Raw genomic sequence first — 19109 nt, 5'->3', positions numbered from 1 at the left:
TTACATCAAGGTTATCTGATCGTTTTCCGGTAAGTTTTTTATTGCTCCAAGTTCGCGAAGTATTTTAAGGTGCGTCTTGTTGATAAGTGTTCTTCTTTTCAGATCTTCCACAGAACGAAAAATTTTCTTCTTCCTTTCCGTCTCTATGGAAGCGGCCACTTTCTCACCAAGACCGGGCACTTTATTCAACGGTACTCGTAAATTCCCGTCTTCAATGGTGAATTTTGAAGAACTCGATTTGAAAATATCAACATTTTTAAAGCCAAAACCTCTTACCATCATCTCACGGCATATCTCCAACACACTTTGCCTCGCTTTGTCTTTTACGTTAGACACACCTTCTGTTGCCATTCTTTGAAGTTCCATATTCACCCATTCCAAGCCACCTTTAACAATCCGTATATCAAACTCACCGCCTTTTATCGTGAGATAGGTGGCGTAGAAGGCAAGGGGATAGTGCACTTTGAAATAAGCTATCCTGAATGCCATACTGACATACGCGACAGCGTGCGCTTTTGGAAAAAGATACTTTATCTTCTTGCAAGAATCGATGTACCAAGAAGGCACTCCACGTTCTTTCATAGCTTTTAGATCGTCGGCTTCCAGACTTTTCCCCTTTCTTACCTTTTCCATTATCTTAAACGATAATGAAGGTTCCACTCCCTTACGAATCAAGTAATTCATTATGTCATCGCGGCACGCTATAACTTCTTCCAAAGTCGCTTTTTTGGAATTGATCAAGTTTTGAGCATTGTTTGCCCACACATCTGTACCGTGCGAAAGTCCGGATATTCTCACTAAATCCCCAAAAGTCTTTGGTTTAGTTTCAACTAGCATCTGTCGCACAAATCTTGTTCCAAATTCAGGTATGCCGTACGTTCCAACTTCAGTACCTATTTCTTTTCCACTCACGCCTAAAGGCTTTGTGGAGGAGAAAATGCCCATGGTTTCCTTATCGTTCATAGGGATTTCCATCGGATCTATTCCAGTTAAATCCTTTAACATCCTCATCGTCGTGGGATCGTCATGACCGAGTATATCGAGTTTTACCAGAGTGTCGTGAATCGAATGATAATCAAAATGGGTCGTTGTAACGTCGCTTTTCGTATCGTTGGCAGGTCTTTGTATAGGTGTAAAAGTATGGATGTCCATGTCCTTTGGGACGATCATGAGACCACCGGGATGCTGACCGGTTGTTCTTTTTACACCGGTAAGTTTTGAAGCCAGATACTCTATTTCCGCTTTGTTCAAAGCTTCTCCACTTTTCTCCATGTAACCTTTCACGAAACCGTACGCCGTGCGTTCGGCTATGGTGGATATCGTTCCCGCCCTGAACACGTGGCGCTTGCCAAAGACGCTTTCTATAAATTTATGGGCTTTAGATTGGTAGTCACCAGAAAAATTAAGGTCTATGTCTGGCACCTTATCACCGTGAAAACCCATAAAGGTCTCGAACGGTATGTTTTGACCATCTGCTTTCAACTTTGCGCCACACTTCGGACAAATTTTTTCCGGTAAATCGTAACCGGATTCGACAGATGAATCGAATTCGAAGTAGTGGCAATGCGGGCAGTAGTAATGTGGAGGAAGAGGATTAACCTCGGTTATTCCCAACATAGTGGCAACAAAGGACGAGCCAACTGATCCTCTTGAACCTACAACGTATCCATCTGATTTAGACTTTTCAACCAGCTGCTTCGCTATAAGATAAAGCACGGCGTAACCATTACCTATTATCGAATTCAGCTCCCTTTCAAGTCTTTCCTCGACGGCTTTTGGAAGCGGATCACCATACCTTCTCTTAGCCTCACTGTAAGCGTGATTCCTTATCGTTTCCTCAGCGTTTTCTATTTTCGGCGGATGAAGTTGCGAATCAACTATTTTTATCTCTTCTATCTCATTCGCTATTTTGTTTGTGTTTTCAATGACCACTTCATTACAAATTCTTTCCGCATCATTTGAAAACTCAGAATCAACAAATATTTTTTTCGCTTCTTCAAGCATCTCATCGGTAGTTCTCAAATAAAGTCCTCCTTGAGAATTGAAATTCTTGTAATCCTGGGCCGCTTGCAATATTGATCTCACTTTGGCGTCTTCTGGATTTAAAAAGTGCACATCACCGGTCATCACAACGGGTATAGAAAGGGCTTTTCCCAGCGAATAAACCTCAAGGTAGAACTTTTTCAAAAGCTCTTTGCTTATCTCTCTCGAATTGTCATCGCTCAAAACATCCAAAGGCATGATTTCCAGGAAATCGTAAAAAGAAGCTATTTGAATGAGCTCATCTTTGCTTGCCCCACCAAAAAAGTTTTCCGCGAGTTCCCCCGCAGTGCAGGCTGAGCCAATTAACAGCCCTTTTCTTCTTTTTTCAAGCAACGACTTGGGAATTCGAGGCTTTCCCTTGAAGTACTCAAGATGTGACTTGCTCACAAGTTTGTACAAGTTTTTAAGCCCTTCTCTGTTCTTCACGAGAATCGTCATGTGATAAGGGTACAAAGCCTTTACATCGACATTTTTCGACAAATCGTTTAGTTTTTCTAACGTGTGAATACCCTTTGAATACGCCATATCGATAAGTTTTAAAAAAGCTTCCGCCGTCACCGTGGTATCATCAAGCGCTCGGTGATGGTTAAAGGTCCCAAGTCCAAGCGCCTTCACAACCTTTTCAAGCCCGTATCCAGAAAGATTTAACATCGCCTTCGAAAATTGAAGCGTATCGATGTAAGGAATGTTCACATTCAAATCAAGTTTCTTCGCACTTTCCCTCAAAAAACGATAATCGAAATCCGCGTTGTGAGCGACAAAAACGCTTTTTCCAATGAATTCTAAAAGCTTTGGCAGTACTTCTTCAATTGTGGGAGCGTCTTCAAGTTCTTTCAGAGAAATTCCCGTTATTTCCAAAGAACGGTCTGATACTTTCTTGGTTGGCTTTACAAGTGAATGAAAGCTTTCCGTGATCTTCAATTTTTCCACCTTCACGGCCCCTATTTCTATTATTTCATCGTCTATGGCGTTAAGACCTGTGGTCTCGAAATCAACAACCGTAAAACTTTGATCTTTTATTTCGCCATTTGCGTCCGTTCCGTTTCTCAATATCTCTCCGGTATCGTCCACCACGTAAGCTTCCATTCCATAGAGAGCCTTTATCCCAGTTTTTTTGCTGGCCTTTTCAAATGCGGGAAACGATTGTATGACACCATGATCCGTCACGGCAACGGCTTTATGACCCCAGCGCTTAAGGATTTCAAACAATTCATCCACGTTAACAAGCCCATCCATAGAGGACATGACGGTGTGCAAATGAAGTTCAACTCTCTTTTCAGCTGAGTTGTCCATTCTGAACTCAGGCTCCCATTCTTCTATGGAATTGACGAGAAAAACTTTTTCATGGCTGAATTTATCTTCCGATACCTTTCCCGAAATCAACGCGTACTTTGGTAAAGACTTCGAAAAATCCGTGGCGATCTTTCCAAAGGCTTTGCATGAAATCGCGGATGAAGCGTCTTTTAACGAGAAAGATAAGATCGGAGTTTTTCCGTTTCTAAAATCAACTCCAAACGTTTCACCGGCTATCCAATTTTTCACGGAATCTTGGAGAGATTTAATTGAAGAAATTTTAACTTTTTTCTTCCTTTTCACATGGCTAACAGAGTGATTTTCGACTTTTTCACGCCTGGACGTTGATAACATCTTCGGTATTTGCACCGTTTCTGGTACTTTTCGGGTGCAAAAAACTTCAACTTTCATCTCGGGAAAAAATTCGGCCACCAACTCATCTATTGCGCGCTTAGAGCCATTCACGCTTATTCTTTCTTTTACAAAGGCGTTTGAAACGAAAAGTTTAACAACACCATCTTCAACTTTAATGCCATCTAAGACGCCTTCCAAAAATCTTACCTTTTCAATGAGACTTTCTTTAACAAGCGATAGCTTATCGTTTGCATCGAACGAATGAATTTTTACCGGTACTTTAAGGTAGTTGGAAAGTATTTTCTCCACTTCTTCACTTTTCTTAGAATCCAAAGCAAATATTTCAACGCCATCTTCGCTTACCACAACGCTCTCAACTTTTTCGAAAGCGTTGGATGGCAAAAACGACGGAACCTTTCCAAAAGTCGAGTTGGTAAGTATTTTGTATTTCATGGCAAAGCACCTTCCATCTCTTTTACATTAACATTCTCGAATTTTCTACGATCTTTTACTATCCTTTTTAAATGCGTTTTAAAACGTCTGATGAGCGTGACACAAAGCGATCGCCAGAGCGTCCGCAGCATCATCGGGGCGCGGTATATCGTCCATATTCAACATAATCCGCACCATTTCTTGAACCTGTCTCTTTGTGGCTTTTCCGTAGCTTGTAACTGAAAGCTTAACTTCCATGGGAGTGTACTCATATATGTCTATTCCAAACTTTTCCAACGCCAAGAGGATAACACCTCTTGCTTCTCCCACCGATATGGCGGTGGTAACATTTCTAAAGAAGTAAAGCTCTTCTACCGCCGCTTCGTTCGGCTCATATTCGGTAAGCAATTTTGAAAGCTCATCGTATATCTTCTCTATCCTTTTTGGAATGGCATCGCGCGATGAAGTTCTTATGGCGCCATATGTAACCAAATTCTCACTCCGACCGTAAACGTCAATGACTCCGTACCCTACAATCCCAAATCCCGGATCCACCCCGAAAATCCTTTTCTTTTCATTCTGCATGAAAAAATTATACCCTTCAGATTTTTAAGAACGTTCACGTCACGGTGAAGAGTTTGGTACGCTTGGAATGTAAATTCTGTAAATATTTTTTCAGATCGCCGATGCGCTTTTGCAGACGGCCTTTTAACAGAGGTAAAAATGAATTATTTTAAATCAAAGTTTCTTCGCCACCTCTGCTGCCAGTGCGGCGTTAGATCTAACAAGAGAAATATTGGCATCAAGCGCTTGAGGAAAGCTTTTAACTATTTCCGAAAGTAAAAATGGTGTAACGTCTTTTCCCTTTATTTCATTTTTTCTTGCAAGTACAAGGGCTTTTTCTATGATATCATTCATAAATTCACGCTTTATCTCATCTTTTTCCGAAATGGGATTTGCAAGAAGCATTCCACCATCTATTCCCATTTCTCTTCTCACTTTAAAGAGAGCTGCCGCTTCTTCTGGCGTATCAACTCTCATGTAAACTTTTGAGCCACTTGAACGAGAATAAAATGAAGGGAATTCATCTGTTCGGTATCCGACCACCGTTACGCCTAAAGTTTCCAAAACTTCCAAAGTTTTTGGTATATCAAGAATCGACTTCACACCTGCTGAAACGACGAGAACCGGGGTTTTCGAAAGTTCAAAAAGATCTGCGGAAATGTCGAAAGTCTTTTCCACTTCTCTGTGAACTCCACCAACTCCACCAGTGGCGAAAACCTTTATTCCTGCGAGATGAGCACAGATCATCGTGGCGGCAACTGTCGTTGCCCCATCTAAACCCTTTGAAATCGCGTATGGGAGATCCATCCTGCTGAGTTTTAAAATGCCACTCGCCTTTGCCATGTACTCGATTTCCGAAGGTTCAAGACCCACCTTTATCTTCCCACCTATTATCGCTATGGTTGCTGGAACTGCGCCACGCTTTCTAACGCTCTCTTCTAACGAAAGAGCAGTCTCCAAATTCTGAGGATAAGGCATTCCATGTGAAATAATCGTTGATTCTAACGCAACAACTGGCATAGAGCTATTCAACGCGTCCTTAACTTCTTTGGATATTTCCAAAAAATTTTCCATTTTTCCATCTCCTCTGTGAATTCCAAAATATCATTCTTTAATATCATTCTTTCCTAATGATCGATTATACACGAACATGCAATTTGCATTTAAATGCTTTTTATGATATGATGTCACGTAAGACGCAAAGGATAAAGCTCCCACGTTTTATACGGGAGCGTTTATTTTTGGCATTAACTCATCTTTTTGATGAATCAAGAAAGGAAATCTTGTATGAATGACTTTAGCTCGATGAATTTATCACAGGAAATGAAAAAAGCTTTGAAAGAAATGAATTTTAAAGTTCCAACCCCTATACAAAGTATGTCAATTCCAATTTTGATGGGAAACACGGATGTTATAGGGCAAGCTCAAACTGGCACTGGAAAGACTCTCGCCTATTCCATACCTGCCGTCGAAAAAGTAACAAATGACAAGAGTACACAAGCCCTTATTCTTTGTCCAACAAGGGAATTGGCAATTCAAGTTTCAAAAGTGTTGGATAAACTTTTAAGATACAAAAGGGGAATCACTTCCGTTGCCATTTATGGAGGACAAAGAATAGATTTTCAAATTAAGGCCCTTAAAAAAGGAGGCCAAATTGTGGTTGGCACTCCAGGAAGGTTAATGGATCACATGAGAAGAAAGACTTTAAACTTGGAAAATGTCAAACTCTTGGTCCTTGATGAAGCCGATGAAATGCTAAATATGGGCTTTATAGATGATATAAAAACGATTCTTTCTGAACTTCCATCCGAAAGGCAAATAGCGCTATTTTCCGCAACGATGCCAGGAGCAATACTAAACCTGAGTGAAAAATTTCAGAGGCAAAGAAAATTCTTGAAAGTACCAAATCAGGAGTTGACTGTCAAAAACGTTGAACAAATTTATTTCAAAATAAAGGAAAGCGATAAGATTGTTCTCATTTCAAGAATTTTGGCAATGGAAAATCCAAATAGCGCAATGGTTTTTTGCAATACCAAGAAAAAAGTGGACGATCTCTCAACAACTTTAAAAGGAATAGGTTTTCAAGCAGATGCAATCCATGGAGACATAAAACAAATGTCGAGAGATCGTGTTATGAACGCCTTTAGAAGCAAGCAAACAAAAATATTGATCGCGACGGATGTTGCGGCTCGTGGAATAGACGTTGAAAACGTTGAGATAGTCTTTAATTACGATTTGCCTCAATATCACGAATACTACATACATAGAATAGGAAGAACAGGAAGAATGGGAAAGAGCGGGAAAGCCTACACATTTGTAACGGACAGAGAGATGAGTAAGTTTTACACGATAAAAAGGTACGCAAAAGTTGAAATAGAACGCGGAAGGATACCTTCCCTCAAAGACGTGCGCGCTGCAAGGATGAAAGCGCTTCTTAAAGACGTGTCCAAAATCATAGATGAAGAGAATATAGAAGAATACGAATCCATAGTGGAATTGTTAACCGAAGAAAATTACTCTTCCCTCCAAATTGCCGCGGCGCTTTTAAAAAGAAATTCAAAAGTCAAAATACTGGACAATCCTATTTTTCAGGCGAAAATGGACTTGAATTTCAAAAAAGAAAAAAAGGTAAAGTCATTCAACTTTAAAAACGGTAATTCGAAAAAGCGAAAATATTCTTCTCGCACTTTCAAAAAGAGATCTCGTATTTGAAAACCCGCTTAAAAGCGGGTTTTCATTTTACACTTTTTCCACTCTTACTTCTTTTAACAAACGTTCCACGTCTTTTCTTAAACAAAGCGTTGTACCCGGTGTCATAACGGCGGCGTTGCCGGCGGCCGATGCCCATTTTAAAGCTTCCATCAAAGAAGCGTCACGCTTCAAAACAAACGCCGCAAGAAATGAATCTCCTGCCCCCACAGCACTAACAACCTTTACATCTACAGGGAAAAGCTTGTAAATGTTTCCTTCGCACAAAGCTATGGCGCCATCTTTTCCCAATGTTACAAGTATATCCTTCACACCGTACTTTTCGCTCACGTTCTTCACGGCTTCCACTATTTCATCTTCGTTCTTTAAAGTGCTTCCAATTAAACGAGAAAGTTCATGAATATTGGGCTTTATTCCGGTTGGAAAAGCTTGAAGCGCTGCCTTTAAATTTTCCCCATCCGTGTCAACGTAAACATTTGCTCCTTTCTCTTTTGCCAGTTTTGTAATTTCAAAGTACGTTTCAGGAGAAAAGCCAGCCGGTAGGCTTCCAGAAACAACCAATGTGTCTTCACTTCTTAAAGTCGCCTCAAGCATTGAAATGATGAGTTCAAATTCTTTTCTTTCCAAAGCTGGCCCTGGAAGGCTCATTCTGTATTGATGAATTGAAGACTGAACGATGATGTTCATTCGTGTCTCTTTTTTTATCCTTATCGCGGCGTACAAAACGAGCTCATCATCGAGGAGAAAGGATATTTTTTCTCCATTTTCTCCACCTAAAGGAGAGATCGCTATAGAATTTCCACCTAATTCCTTTATGACCCTTGAAACGTCTATTCCTTTCCCAGCCGCGTAGTCTTCTACCTTTTTTACACGCATCGTGTCGTCCTCTTTTAATTCATCAACGTAAAGATACCTATCGAGACTCGGATTGAGAGTTAAAGTGAATATCATAAAACCGCCTCCTTCGTTTTCAACAAGTACTCAAAATTTCTTTGATGTTCTCAAAATCCACTTTTTTCGTAGTTTGCCATTCAACAGCTCTTCAATATCCTTTCCATCCTTTAGGATGACTTTTCCACTTTTTGCGAGATCAATCGCCTGCCTGGTGAAGTAAGAAGTCGTTACCACCGCTTTGCGCTTGAGAGATGGAAAACCGTTGTTTTTCCAGTAAGTTGCGCCGGCCATAACTTCTTGAACGGCATCATTTCCAGTTGATCTTGCGTAATTTTTGGCTTGCACAGCCACTTTTCCATTCAATATCAAATCAACACCCTGATCCGAAGAATTTGTGGATGAAGTCGGGTTTTGCACTTTCCATCCACAGGCCTTAAAAAGTTTGGTTAGAAATATTTCAAACGCTTTCCCATCTCCGTTCCCCTGTAACTTGTAAAACTCCACCTTCAATTTAAACGCTACAGTTTTCTTGTATATCACGTGTATAAGTAGAAAAAGCAGGCCAAGTCCTACAAAGGCCAGCCCAACTTTTAGACAGAGAGAAGACAGCCATACTTGCCTTAGAAAAAGTGGCACGTACGATTCTACGAAGAAAAAATTTTCTTCGTTGGCAAAGAAATAAAAGATGAACGAAGCGCCAATTATGAAAAAAACAATGGAAAGAAGTTTTATCACCTTCATATTTGAACCTTTCCACGTATTTTGAATGTTTTAAAACCTTCACAAATTACTATGCAATTTTACTACGAAAAATTGCAAAATAAAAGGGCCTTAAGGCCCTTTTATTCATACATGTAAATGAATTCTCAAGGTTTAAGTCCCTTAATGATTATCAACTCAAGCGTTTTAGGAGACATTTGTCCTTCTGGCAACAACGCAGACGAGCCAACTATATCTGTTATGGCTCTGGCAAATTCGGGAGAGGAATTACCAGTTTCTGAAGCTATAACATCGGCTACCTGTTGTACAAAAACGTCGTACCTTTTCTTCATGTACTGCCAATTTTTGCTTTTTTCCGAATAAAATTTGTTCTTTTCCCTTTCTATAAGGCGTAAAGACTTTCGATCGTTACGTAGAAAGTCGATGTAAGCTCTCAAAAACTGCTTGACTTTTCTAACGTACTTGCCTTCCTCTTCTTTAGGCCCAAAAACTTTATCTTCCAAGTCTCGAAAAGCCTCATCCCACGCTTCCTTAAAAAGCTCTTCTTTACTTGGAAAATAGTAGTAAATCAACGGCTTCTTCACGTGCGCTATTCTGGCTATATCCTCCATCGATACTTCCGCATACGATTTGGAAGCGAAAGCCTCCCGTGCGGCTTCAAGAATCGCTTGTCTCGTTTTGTTTCCCATCCGAGTGGCCATAAAGGCTCTCCCTTCTTGGAATTTTTGATTTACCGATCGGTAAAATAATATCATATTTTTCGCAGATGTCAAAGAAAGTGAATTACATCACAAAACGCAGCATTCATCTGAATATTCTATTTGGTATCCTTCTTTTTCAAGATATTCAATAATTCTTTTAGAGGGTTGAGTTATGAGGTTAAAGCCATTTTCGATCGCCGCCATGGCAATCTCATCTCTATGTGTTCCAGTTGGATACATGCAGCCAAGGTTTAAATCGCAATCGAATTTCTTTCTCGCGTAAGCGAAAACATCTTCTACATCTTTTAAATTTGGGACGGGACATCTTTCAAAAGCCGTATTCTTGGTTGGAATGAAGACTATGAAAACCACTTTTTTTTGAGTGTACCTCGAAAGTATGTCGATCGCTTTGAATTCATGCGTTATCTTGCCACAATTAAGTCCTACTGTTATGTGTGGGTAAACATTATCCGTGTATTTTTTAAGAGCTTCAAACGTGCGAATATAATCTTCAACTCTTTTATTTAAATTGTAAACGTACTTTATAGTTTCATTATCCCCAACAAAATCGAATGATATCGCATCTGCGATCTTCGATATCTCCACAGCCTCTTTCTCATCTACCAAACCAACGTGAAAATTCAATTTGTAACCTTTTTCTTTTAATCTTTTTATCTCATTCATATGTGCCAGCACTGGCACTTTTCCATCTTTTGTAGAACCTCCGCTTACGAGAATGCTCTTTGTACCGTCTGGAATATTTACACTGTTTACATTCATCATGTGCTTAAGGTAATGAGCGTTACAGTGCTTACAAAGCAAGGAACACGCCGTTCCCGTTACACTCACAGGAACGGTGCGCCTTAAATTCGCGATCTTGATCTTCCTCATGATTTAGAAATATCCACTTCCCTGAGATACTTTGCCGCGTCTTCCGGAGGCGTGGGATTTATGTAAAAACCAGAACCCCATTCAAAGCCTGCGAGCTTTGTTAAGCGCGGTACTATCTCGACGTGCCAGTGGTAATAGTTTCTTCCTTCACCAGATGGCATCCCCGTGTGTATCATGAAATTGTACGGTGGATCGTCCAACGAAATTCTCATGCGCAAAAGCACGTTCTTCAAAATTTCGGCGAAACTTTTAACACCCTTTTCACTTATTTCTCCAAAATCGTATTGATGGACTTTCGGAAGTATCCATGTTTCAAATGGAGCTCTCGACGCGTAGGGTTCAAAGGCTATGAAGTCTTCGTTTTCTTCAACAATTCTCGTATTTTCCATCTTTTCCTGCTGAATTATGTCACAGTAAATGCATCTTTCTCTGAACTTGTAATACTCGTTAGATCCTTCTATCTCTCTCATGACACGACTTGGAACCGTTGGAGTGGCAATTATTTGAGAATGAGAATGAGCAAGTGATGCACCAGCGTCTGCGCCGTAATTTTTGAAGATCAGGACGTATTTTATCCGTTCATCTTTCAAAAGGGCGTTATACCTTTCTCGGTAAGCCCAAACTATCTCTTCCACTTGTTTGTAATCGAGAGTGGCTATTGTGGCTTCGCTGTCAGGCGTTTCTATAACTATTTCATGTGCACCAAAGCCAGACATGGAATCGTAGATACCATGTCCGAGCTTCTTCAAATCCAATTTGGGATCTAAAGCTGGAAATTTGTTTGGTACAACTCTTATCCACCATCCCGGTGTATTTGGTTCTGTATCTGCCGGTCTGAAAGCCATTATTTCTGGAGGCGTCACGGACTCGTTACCGGGCGCAAATGGATCGAATTTTGAAACCTTTTCTTCCTTCGGTTTGGCAAAATCGTGTGGGCGCTTCGCACGCTCAGTTGAAATTATGACCCATGTTCTAACTATTGGATCCTTCCTTAATTCTGGCATCTCAACTCACCTCAATGATTTTTTAAAGCCAATTCGTAAAGCTTTAAATATTCATCCGCCGATCTTTCCCATGAAAGATCCGTCATCATGGCGTTTCTGATCAAAGTCTTCATCTCATCTTTTCTGTGATAAAAGTACAACGCTTTTAAAATGGAACGGGCCAAATACGCGGAATCGTATGGCTTAAACCCAAATCCATTTCCCTTAACGCCATCAAATTCTTCAACAGTGTCCGCTAAACCGCCCGTGTACCTAACTATTGGGATAGTACCATACCTCAAGCTGTACATCTGTCCCAATCCACATGGCTCGTACCGTGAAGGCATCAGGAAGAAATCACAACCTGCGTATATGCGCTGCGCCAAATTTATGTCAAAACCTATCTTCACCGACGCTTTACCGGGAAATTCCCTTGCGAGCTTCGAAAAAGAATCTTCATATTTCTTGTCTCCCGTGCCAAGCAAAACGAACTGCACGTTGCAATTCATAACGTACTTCATCACGTCATCAATTAAATCCAAACCTTTTTGATCTACCAGACGGCTTATCAAACCTACAAGTGGAACTTCAGGTTTAACATCAAGGCCCATTTCTTTTTGAAGCTCCTCTTTATCTTTCCACTTTCCGTCCATGTTATCTACACTGTAATGATATGGAATTCTCTTATCAGAAGAGGGATCGTTCTCTTCGTAATCAATGCCATTCAACACTCCATAAAGCACTTCGCTTCTTGACTGCAAAACCCCTTCGAGCTTTTCACCGTACTCCGGCGTCGTTATCTCCTGAGCGTACGTTGGGCTAACGGTGTTAACTATGTCGGAAAAAACTATTCCGCCTTTCATGAAGTTCAAATTTCCGTAGAATTCAACACCATCTATGTTGAAAAGGTAATCGGGAAGTTTTGCAAATCCCATGTAAGATCTGTCGAATATACCCTGGTAACCAAGATTGTGAATTGTGTAAACGCTTGCCGTGTGAGCAAAGAAAGGATCATTTGAGTAAACACTTTTCAAATAAACGGGTAGAAGACCGGTTTGCCAATCGTTCGCGTGAATGACATCAAAATGCTTTTCCATCTTTTTCATCGCTTCTAACACAGCTTTCGTGAAAAAGATCGCCTGTTCTCCACCATCTGGTGAGCCATAGACATCCTCAGAAGAAAAATAATGAGCGTTATCAACCAAATAAACCGGTATATCAGTTTTTGGAAGAATTGTCTTAAAAAGAGAGGCTTTTTCTGTCGTATAAAGCCCCAAATCGAATTCGTCTAAAACCTTTTCTAAAGGGAGATCCAATTTTTTAACGTTATCCTTTGCCTTTTTATGAAAAGGCATGAATATTGAAACATCCGTTCCTTTCTTCTTAAGCGCCTTTGGAAGTGCACCAGCAACGTCCGCAAGCCCTCCAACTTTTGCCAATGGATACACTTCAAAGGATACAATGGCAACTCTCATTGGAATTACCCCCTCTCATATTTCCTCTTCTTTTATGATTGAACGGTATCCTATATTGCTAACTTCCAAAATCTTTGCCAAATCTTTTACATTCTTACCCGTTACACGCAAAATAGTTATTTTCTTACCAATTTCTTTGGAATTATGAATCAAAATGGATAGTATATTCAGAGAATGGGCGTAAAGTATGTCTATAACTTTTTTCAGTTCACCCGGTGTATCGTCAAGCTCAAGCTCAAGCCTTATTCCACCTTCGCCAAAACCGGCCATTTGTGTGAAAGCATCGAGTATTTGAAAGAGATCTAACACGCCGATGATCTTCTCATCTTCTATTACCGGAAGCTTTTCCATATCAGATTCCAAAAAGAAAACGGCAGCTTCATCTAACGTATCCTGAGGATCAAGAGTGTAAACCACTTCATCTATGAAATCAGATATAGGCCTATCATCATCCACTCCAAGAATCTTATCACTTTTCAGCATCCCAACGAATTTTTCTCCATCGCAAACCACGCCACACTCAGCGTCTTCGGCTTTTAACAATTTTTTCGCCATTCCCACGGTGGAATCAACTGGAATTTTTTCAAAATCCTTTTCCATCCAATCCCTTATCAACATTCCTTTCACCTCTTCTCGTATGCGTACACTTAAGATCATACACCATACATCAGAAAAAAGCAAAATATCTACGAAATTCAAAGAAAAGACGAGATAAAATGAGAATAAGAGAGTTAAACTGCGTTAAATACCTTATACAATTGAAAATTCTACTTCTCAGCCCAAATTGGCCTTTCAATCGCGTAAAATATAAAGAAAGTGGAAATCGTAAGAAGAGCGCCAAGGGCTTGTGCTTCTGGAATGTGGCGCGAAGAAAAAAGCCTGTATGCGCTAACGGAAATGGTTGGAAAGCGCGGATCGTAAAGCACCATAGTTGCACCCATCTCCCCGATGGCTATTGCAAAAGAAAAAAAGAAGGAAGAAATCATTTGAGGTTTCAGAATTGGAAGGTACACTTTGAAGAGCTTTATCCAAAAATTTGCCCCATCAACAGAAGCGGCGTCATCCACAAAAGATGGAAATCTTTGCCATGCCGAAGAAAAAATTTGAAAGCCTATAGGAAAAGAGATAACCGTATATATGGCGATTATTTCCACAGGAAAAGAAAGGTAAAAGTACCCCTGTAAGATAATATAGCCAAAGGCAAGCGTTACGGGAGAAACGGCCAATGGCGAGGTGAAAAGTGCGTCCAAAAAGCCAGATTTTCTCACACTGAGGCGGGCAGAAACGCTTGAAAGCAAAATGACAAAGAGCGAACTTGTCAAAGCGAAGATCAAAGTCCAAAAGATGGCCATAAAAACGCTATTTCCTATGTAAGCGTTCATTCTTCCAGAAAAAAGGTTTTTCATCCATTGAAGTGTAAAAGAATTTCTTCGAAAGTTCCAAAAGCCGGCTAACACCTGAGAAAGTATTGGGCCGAAAGCGAAAATGGAAATGAAAATCATGTAAAAGTATCCCCACAACGGAAACGAAGCTTTCGAACTTGACAATTCTTGAGAAAAAATTCCAAAACCCTTTTTCATTACAGAAAGCGCAAAAGCAAATGCGAACACAAATGAAAGCTGTAAAATCGTTAAAGCCGCCGCGCTTTTAAAATCCAACAGGGTCCTTAGATACATGTATATCTGCACTTCTATTGTGGCGTATCTCGCTCCTCCTATCATGAGGACAACGGCAAAAGATGTGAAAGAGTAAATGAACGCGAGGAGAAAAGCGCTAGCGACAGATGGAAATATCAACGGAAATTCCACGTAAAAAAAAGCTTTTAAACTGGACGCGCCATCCATCTTCGCCGCTTCGAGGTAAATTTTGTTGACACCAGCCAAAGCTCCTCCAACAATCAACATGACGAGTGGGAAATTGTAAAATGCGTTTCCCATAACAATTCCCAAAAGAGAAAAAAGAGGCGTGAAATTCACGTGAAATACGGGCTGCAAAAGGTAAGTGTTCAAAATTCCATTTGAACCGTAAAAAGTGAAAAAGCCAAGCGCCATAGAAACAGATGGCATAACAAATGGCACGCTGGACAAAGCTGAAAAGAAACCTTTGAATTTAAAGGAGGTTCTGCCCAACAGATAAGCCGCTGGAAGGCCCAACGCCGTTGCCAAAATAGCAGAGAGAATGGCCTGGTAAAAGGTGAAAAGCGTAACGTGAAAGTTCAAATTAGAAAAAAAATCCAGATGTCCTCCGCTTTCAAACGCGTAAAAAATTATCAAAGAAAGTGGAAGCAAAAACGCTCCCACCATAAAAAGAATGGTGGGAAGCACTTGAAAATATTCCCCTTTCTTCACTTTATCACCAACGTGCTCCACTCTTCAAGCCATTTTGAAAGATTCTTTTGAATGAAAGTCGGATTGAGAACAATGCTCTTTGATATCTTTGGAGCGTATTTGTAAACTTCAGGAAGCTTTACATTCGTGACGGGATACATCCATTGATTCAAAGGAATGGCTTTTTGGAATGGCTTTGATAAAATGAAGTTCATGAATTTGCGGGCTAAACTCAAATGCTTCGTTCCACTCAATATGCCAGCGTATTCAACCATAACGTAGGCGCCTTCGGAAGGTACTATCACACCAATGTTAGAACCTTTGTAATAATAGTAATTGTACGCTTCATCCGTCGCAAAGCTCACCATCATCTTCGCTTCTCCCTTTTCCAACATTTCAAAGGCGCTGTCCCAACCGCTCGTTATCGTTTTAATAGATGGCAAAAGCTCGCTCCAATAATCTTGCCACCTGTCTTTGTACAAAGCTATCGTCCACAAAAGAAAATCCAAACCAGTCCCGGAAGTTCTCGGATCCTCCACAACAAGCGAGTCCTTAAAACATGGTTTGGTGAGATCTTCAAAGCTCTTTGGGGGATTTTTCAGCTCCTTAAGGTTGTAATCTATTGCCAAAGCTCCGTAGTCAAAAGGAATAACCCTGTACTCTGGATCGATCAGAAAAGATTTGTTTACCACGCTGGCAATATTGGTGGGTTTGTAAGGCTGGAATAGATCCGCGCTTAGAGCTTTCGAAATTTGACTTTGAGAAAGCCCCACCACCACGTCAGCTCGTGGATGAGATTTCTGCAATATCAACCGTGTAAGGAGGTTGCCGGAATCGCCAAAAGAAAAGAAATTCACCTTGCAGTTGTACATCTTTTCAAAAATAGGTCCCACTTGTTTTGCCATACCTGATATGAAGCTATCGTAGGTGTAAACTGTCAAAGTCGGAATGGAAAAGGAGAGACTCGCAACACACATTGCAAAAACCGCAACCATCACCAAAACCTTATTTTTCATGCAACGCCACCTCCTGAAATAAAAAAATCCGCTCCCACCAAAAACGGGGAACGGCCCATCTTTCCCTTCGCCGGCATTACCCGGATCAGGTTCAAAGGGTCGAGGCTTTCAGCCTCCTCTCAGCCGGTCCCACCGGCTCCCCGTTTCCACTCATATTGTACCACAAAAATAAGTGCTTTTACGTATGCAATACACGTGGTCCAAAGAGGTTAAAAACTCTTGGCACAACGCGAGAACTTAACCATAGAATGAAATTACTCACTCAACGAATGTTTTCTCTTTGAATTTACACCATGTCGTACTTGCTACGGTTCTCATCATTACAAGCTCGTTTCGACATCCTTTTTTAAAATAGAACCGAAATCAAATTCTTCCAATTCTTTTTTGGCAATTTGGTATATCGTTTCCGATTTCAAAAAATCGTACCATTGGATGTGGGGTATGTCAAATTGAATCGCCATGTCCGCTTCTTTAAGATCGATATCAGCCAAAATCCTTCCCTTTACATCATCAACTGTGTACTGAATCGCCAGCATATTAGAAATGTCCGCACTAAACGGTGAAACATCTACCCCAATGATAAAATCCGCTCCCAGTTTTCTCGCTTCTTTAACGGGTATTACCCTTGTCGTGCCCCCATCGACGAGTTTCATTCCACCAAGCCTTACAGGTGGAAAAGTTCCAGGTACGGAAGAGCTCGCCACGACGGCGTCAAGGATAAACCCCTCGTCTATGAGGATGGACCTTCCTTTGTCTATGTCAAAAGCGACGGTTGCGAACTTTTTTTCACATTCGGAAAATTTCTTTGAGCCGAACAAAGCTTTCAAAGAATCGTATATGACGTCTCCAGCCAAAAGAGAATGGGCAAAAACTATCTTCGATATCTCCACAACGCCATCTTTCAATTTGTGCTTCTTTCCCATTATCTCATCGGCCTTTTTCACGATGTCTTGATTTAAACGAACAAGCTCCATCATGCGATCCATAAGTCCATTCAAGCCATACAGGCAATACAGCGCTCCAACCACGCTTCCCATCGAAGAACCGGTTATCACATCAACATCTACATTCATAGCGCTTAGTTTTTCTAAAAGCGCGATGTGAGCAAGTCCTCTCGCTCCACCGCTTCCCAACGCGAGACCTATTTTCAAAATATCTCTCCCTTCAAACTTCTTTTCTTCAATATTACACCAAAAGTCCAAATAAAAAAAGCGCCCACAAATGTGGGCGCTTTATGGTTGTTTAATCGCTTTTATGTCTACATATTATTTGTTGTTTGGGTTGGGAGATGAAACGTTCTTAAATGTCACAGTAGTAGAAATATTTGTAAGCTTATTTCCACAGGAATCAACGAATTTTTTAGCGTTCAATGTAATGGTTACTGTGTTCCCTGCTAATGGCAATACATTTGTAGTGGCCCCAGAAGTTGTTAACAGCTGGGATATATGCAATAATCCTCTTCCATTATTATTTGTATAACTATTGGCTTGAGTTGCCTCAGCATCCAAATAATAGTAAACACCATTGACATCGAATACTATGTCAGTTGAAGCAAGATTAGTTATAGTAGCATTTCTCATATATTCGGAGAATTGGATATCAAGATAGTAAGTTCCGCCTGATTGGTAAAGTGTTTTATTAACTGACATAGTTGGTGCAACGGTGTCCACGTAGAACGAATCTGTGTAAGTTTTAAGATTTCCAGCTTTATCCAAAACCGTCAGTGTAGCAGTAACTGTGGTTCCATTTATTGTGCCTAACTCAAATACATTGTCATTTAAAGCTATTGTTGCAGGTGTAGAAACAGAAGCTTGACCGACCAGCAAACCATGATTGTTAATAGTAAGCGTAGCTGAATAGAAATGTGCGTCGGTAGCCACGTAAGTTGCAACGGCTGTATTAAAGTTTGAAAGATTTAATGTTGAAGGCAAACTCAACTTCGCTGTTGGCAACGTGCTATCTATAACAACCGTAACAGTTGCACCATCAAATGTTGTTTTGTGCCCAAATGCATCTGTTGCCAAAGCAGTCACAGTGTATGTAGCTTCGCTCAATGTCGTGGAAATATTAGTTGGTGAAATTGCTGTTAAATTCCTAGTCCAGGTTGCACCATCAATTTTTGCAACTGTCGCGTAAAGTGTTACGGTTGATTTGCTATCATCTGTTGCAATTATTGTCAAGGTAGCTCCGTCTTTAGCGTAAACTGTATATGTTTTCCCATGTTCTATAATAGTTGTTGGCGTTAATCCCGTTCCGACAAATTTAACTGTTATCTTAGGAGCCGTGGCATCTATGTATATAGCCCTATCCATTGTAGCTTCATTTCCAGCGTTATCGTAAACAACTATATTATAAGTTGCAACTTTTGATATGTCAGGTGCCGTAAATGTTGCGACATAGGTTCCAGACGCAATACCATAAATACCAGCTGCAGTAGAAGAGGTCGATGCCTTCGCAGCTACCCCATTAACAGTAACCGATTCTATCCCACTTAAATTATCGGTTGCATGAATTGTAATGGTGACAGTGGCTCCTCCTTCAACGGTTGCCGGTAAATCAATATTAAAGCTTGCTGCCTTTGTATCGTACACAAACAAAGTGGTATGAGTTGCTTTGTGTCCAGCAGCATCTTCAACAGTCGCGGCGTATGTATACGTAGCGTTAGAAGATGGGAATGTGTACGTCCACGAAGCTGAGTATGAAGGCT

Annotated in this window: 15 protein-coding genes and 1 riboswitch; of the genes, 1 reads left to right on the top strand and 14 read right to left on the bottom strand. The window is 40.6% G+C overall.

Going from position 1 to position 19109, the window contains the following annotated elements; translation table 11 throughout:
• From ACXJIN_RS03165 to ACXJIN_RS03155, 3 genes are all read right to left on the bottom strand, one after another.
• The gene (locus ACXJIN_RS03165; RefSeq protein WP_456399350.1) at positions 1–4143 is read right to left on the bottom strand and encodes a PolC-type DNA polymerase III; all 4143 of its coding nucleotides are present in this window, start codon (positions 4141–4143) and stop codon (positions 1–3) included.
• A 78-nt stretch (positions 4144–4221) separates the two neighbouring features.
• Entirely contained in the window at positions 4222–4707 is a 486-nt protein-coding gene (gene ruvC / locus ACXJIN_RS03160; protein WP_456399349.1) for a crossover junction endodeoxyribonuclease RuvC, read from the bottom strand.
• A 153-nt stretch (positions 4708–4860) separates the two neighbouring features.
• Positions 4861–5760, bottom strand: a complete 900-nt coding sequence (locus tag ACXJIN_RS03155) for a pseudouridine-5'-phosphate glycosidase (RefSeq protein WP_456399348.1) — start codon at positions 5758–5760, stop codon at positions 4861–4863.
• Between the two features lie 213 nt (positions 5761–5973).
• Here ACXJIN_RS03155 and ACXJIN_RS03150 point away from each other — a divergent pair, with 213 nt between their 5' ends.
• On the top strand, positions 5974–7398 hold the full coding sequence (locus tag ACXJIN_RS03150; protein WP_456399347.1) for a DEAD/DEAH box helicase: 1425 nt from the start codon (positions 5974–5976) through the stop codon (positions 7396–7398).
• A 27-nt stretch (positions 7399–7425) separates the two neighbouring features.
• Here ACXJIN_RS03150 and ACXJIN_RS03145 read toward each other — a convergent pair whose 3' ends face one another.
• The 11 genes from ACXJIN_RS03145 to ACXJIN_RS03095 form a co-directional block, all read right to left on the bottom strand.
• Positions 7426–8346, bottom strand: a complete 921-nt coding sequence (locus tag ACXJIN_RS03145) for a 1-phosphofructokinase family hexose kinase (RefSeq protein ID WP_456399346.1) — start codon at positions 8344–8346, stop codon at positions 7426–7428.
• 30 nt (positions 8347–8376) lie between these two features.
• A complete protein-coding gene (locus ACXJIN_RS03140; RefSeq protein WP_456399345.1) occupies positions 8377–9030 on the bottom strand; it encodes a restriction endonuclease in 654 nt (217 codons plus the stop codon).
• Positions 9031–9155: 125 nt separating this feature from the next.
• A complete protein-coding gene (locus ACXJIN_RS03135) occupies positions 9156–9710 on the bottom strand; it encodes a TetR/AcrR family transcriptional regulator (RefSeq protein ID WP_456399344.1) in 555 nt (184 codons plus the stop codon).
• Between the two features lie 87 nt (positions 9711–9797).
• Entirely contained in the window at positions 9798–10601 is an 804-nt protein-coding gene (lipS1, locus tag ACXJIN_RS03130; RefSeq protein WP_456399343.1) for a LipS1 family lipoyl synthase, read from the bottom strand.
• Positions 10598–11605: a galactose-1-phosphate uridylyltransferase gene (gene galT / locus ACXJIN_RS03125; RefSeq protein ID WP_456399342.1), complete on the bottom strand. Its 1008-nt coding sequence runs from the start codon at positions 11603–11605 to the stop codon at positions 10598–10600. Before galT ends, lipS1 begins: the two co-directional genes overlap by 4 nt.
• Before the next feature lie 11 nt (positions 11606–11616).
• On the bottom strand, positions 11617–13059 hold the full coding sequence (locus ACXJIN_RS03120; RefSeq protein WP_456399341.1) for a glycogen synthase: 1443 nt from the start codon (positions 13057–13059) through the stop codon (positions 11617–11619).
• Between the two features lie 15 nt (positions 13060–13074).
• On the bottom strand, positions 13075–13677 hold the full coding sequence (locus tag ACXJIN_RS03115) for a CBS domain-containing protein (protein WP_456399340.1): 603 nt from the start codon (positions 13675–13677) through the stop codon (positions 13075–13077).
• 149 nt (positions 13678–13826) lie between these two features.
• Complete coding sequence (locus tag ACXJIN_RS03110; protein ID WP_456399339.1) at positions 13827–15407, bottom strand: ABC transporter permease; 1581 nt, start codon at positions 15405–15407, stop codon at positions 13827–13829.
• Positions 15404–16402, bottom strand: a complete 999-nt coding sequence (locus ACXJIN_RS03105) for a thiamine ABC transporter substrate-binding protein (RefSeq protein ID WP_456399338.1) — start codon at positions 16400–16402, stop codon at positions 15404–15406. Before ACXJIN_RS03105 ends, ACXJIN_RS03110 begins: the two co-directional genes overlap by 4 nt.
• 62 nt (positions 16403–16464) lie before the next feature.
• Positions 16465–16545: riboswitch (TPP riboswitch) on the bottom strand.
• 177 nt (positions 16546–16722) lie between these two features.
• Positions 16723–17553 carry a patatin-like phospholipase family protein gene (locus ACXJIN_RS03100; protein ID WP_456399337.1) on the bottom strand — a complete coding sequence of 277 codons (831 nt, stop codon included), beginning with the start codon at positions 17551–17553 and terminating at the stop codon, positions 16723–16725.
• 114 nt (positions 17554–17667) lie between these two features.
• Positions 17668–19109, bottom strand: a 1442-nt coding sequence (locus ACXJIN_RS03095; RefSeq protein ID WP_456399336.1) for a DUF7743 domain-containing protein, incomplete at its 5' end; no start/stop codon positions are given.

Source organism: Mesoaciditoga sp., assembly GCF_054006115.1.
Note: the sequence above shows the minus strand (reverse complement) of the source record. Positions and strands in the feature narration are given on the sequence as shown.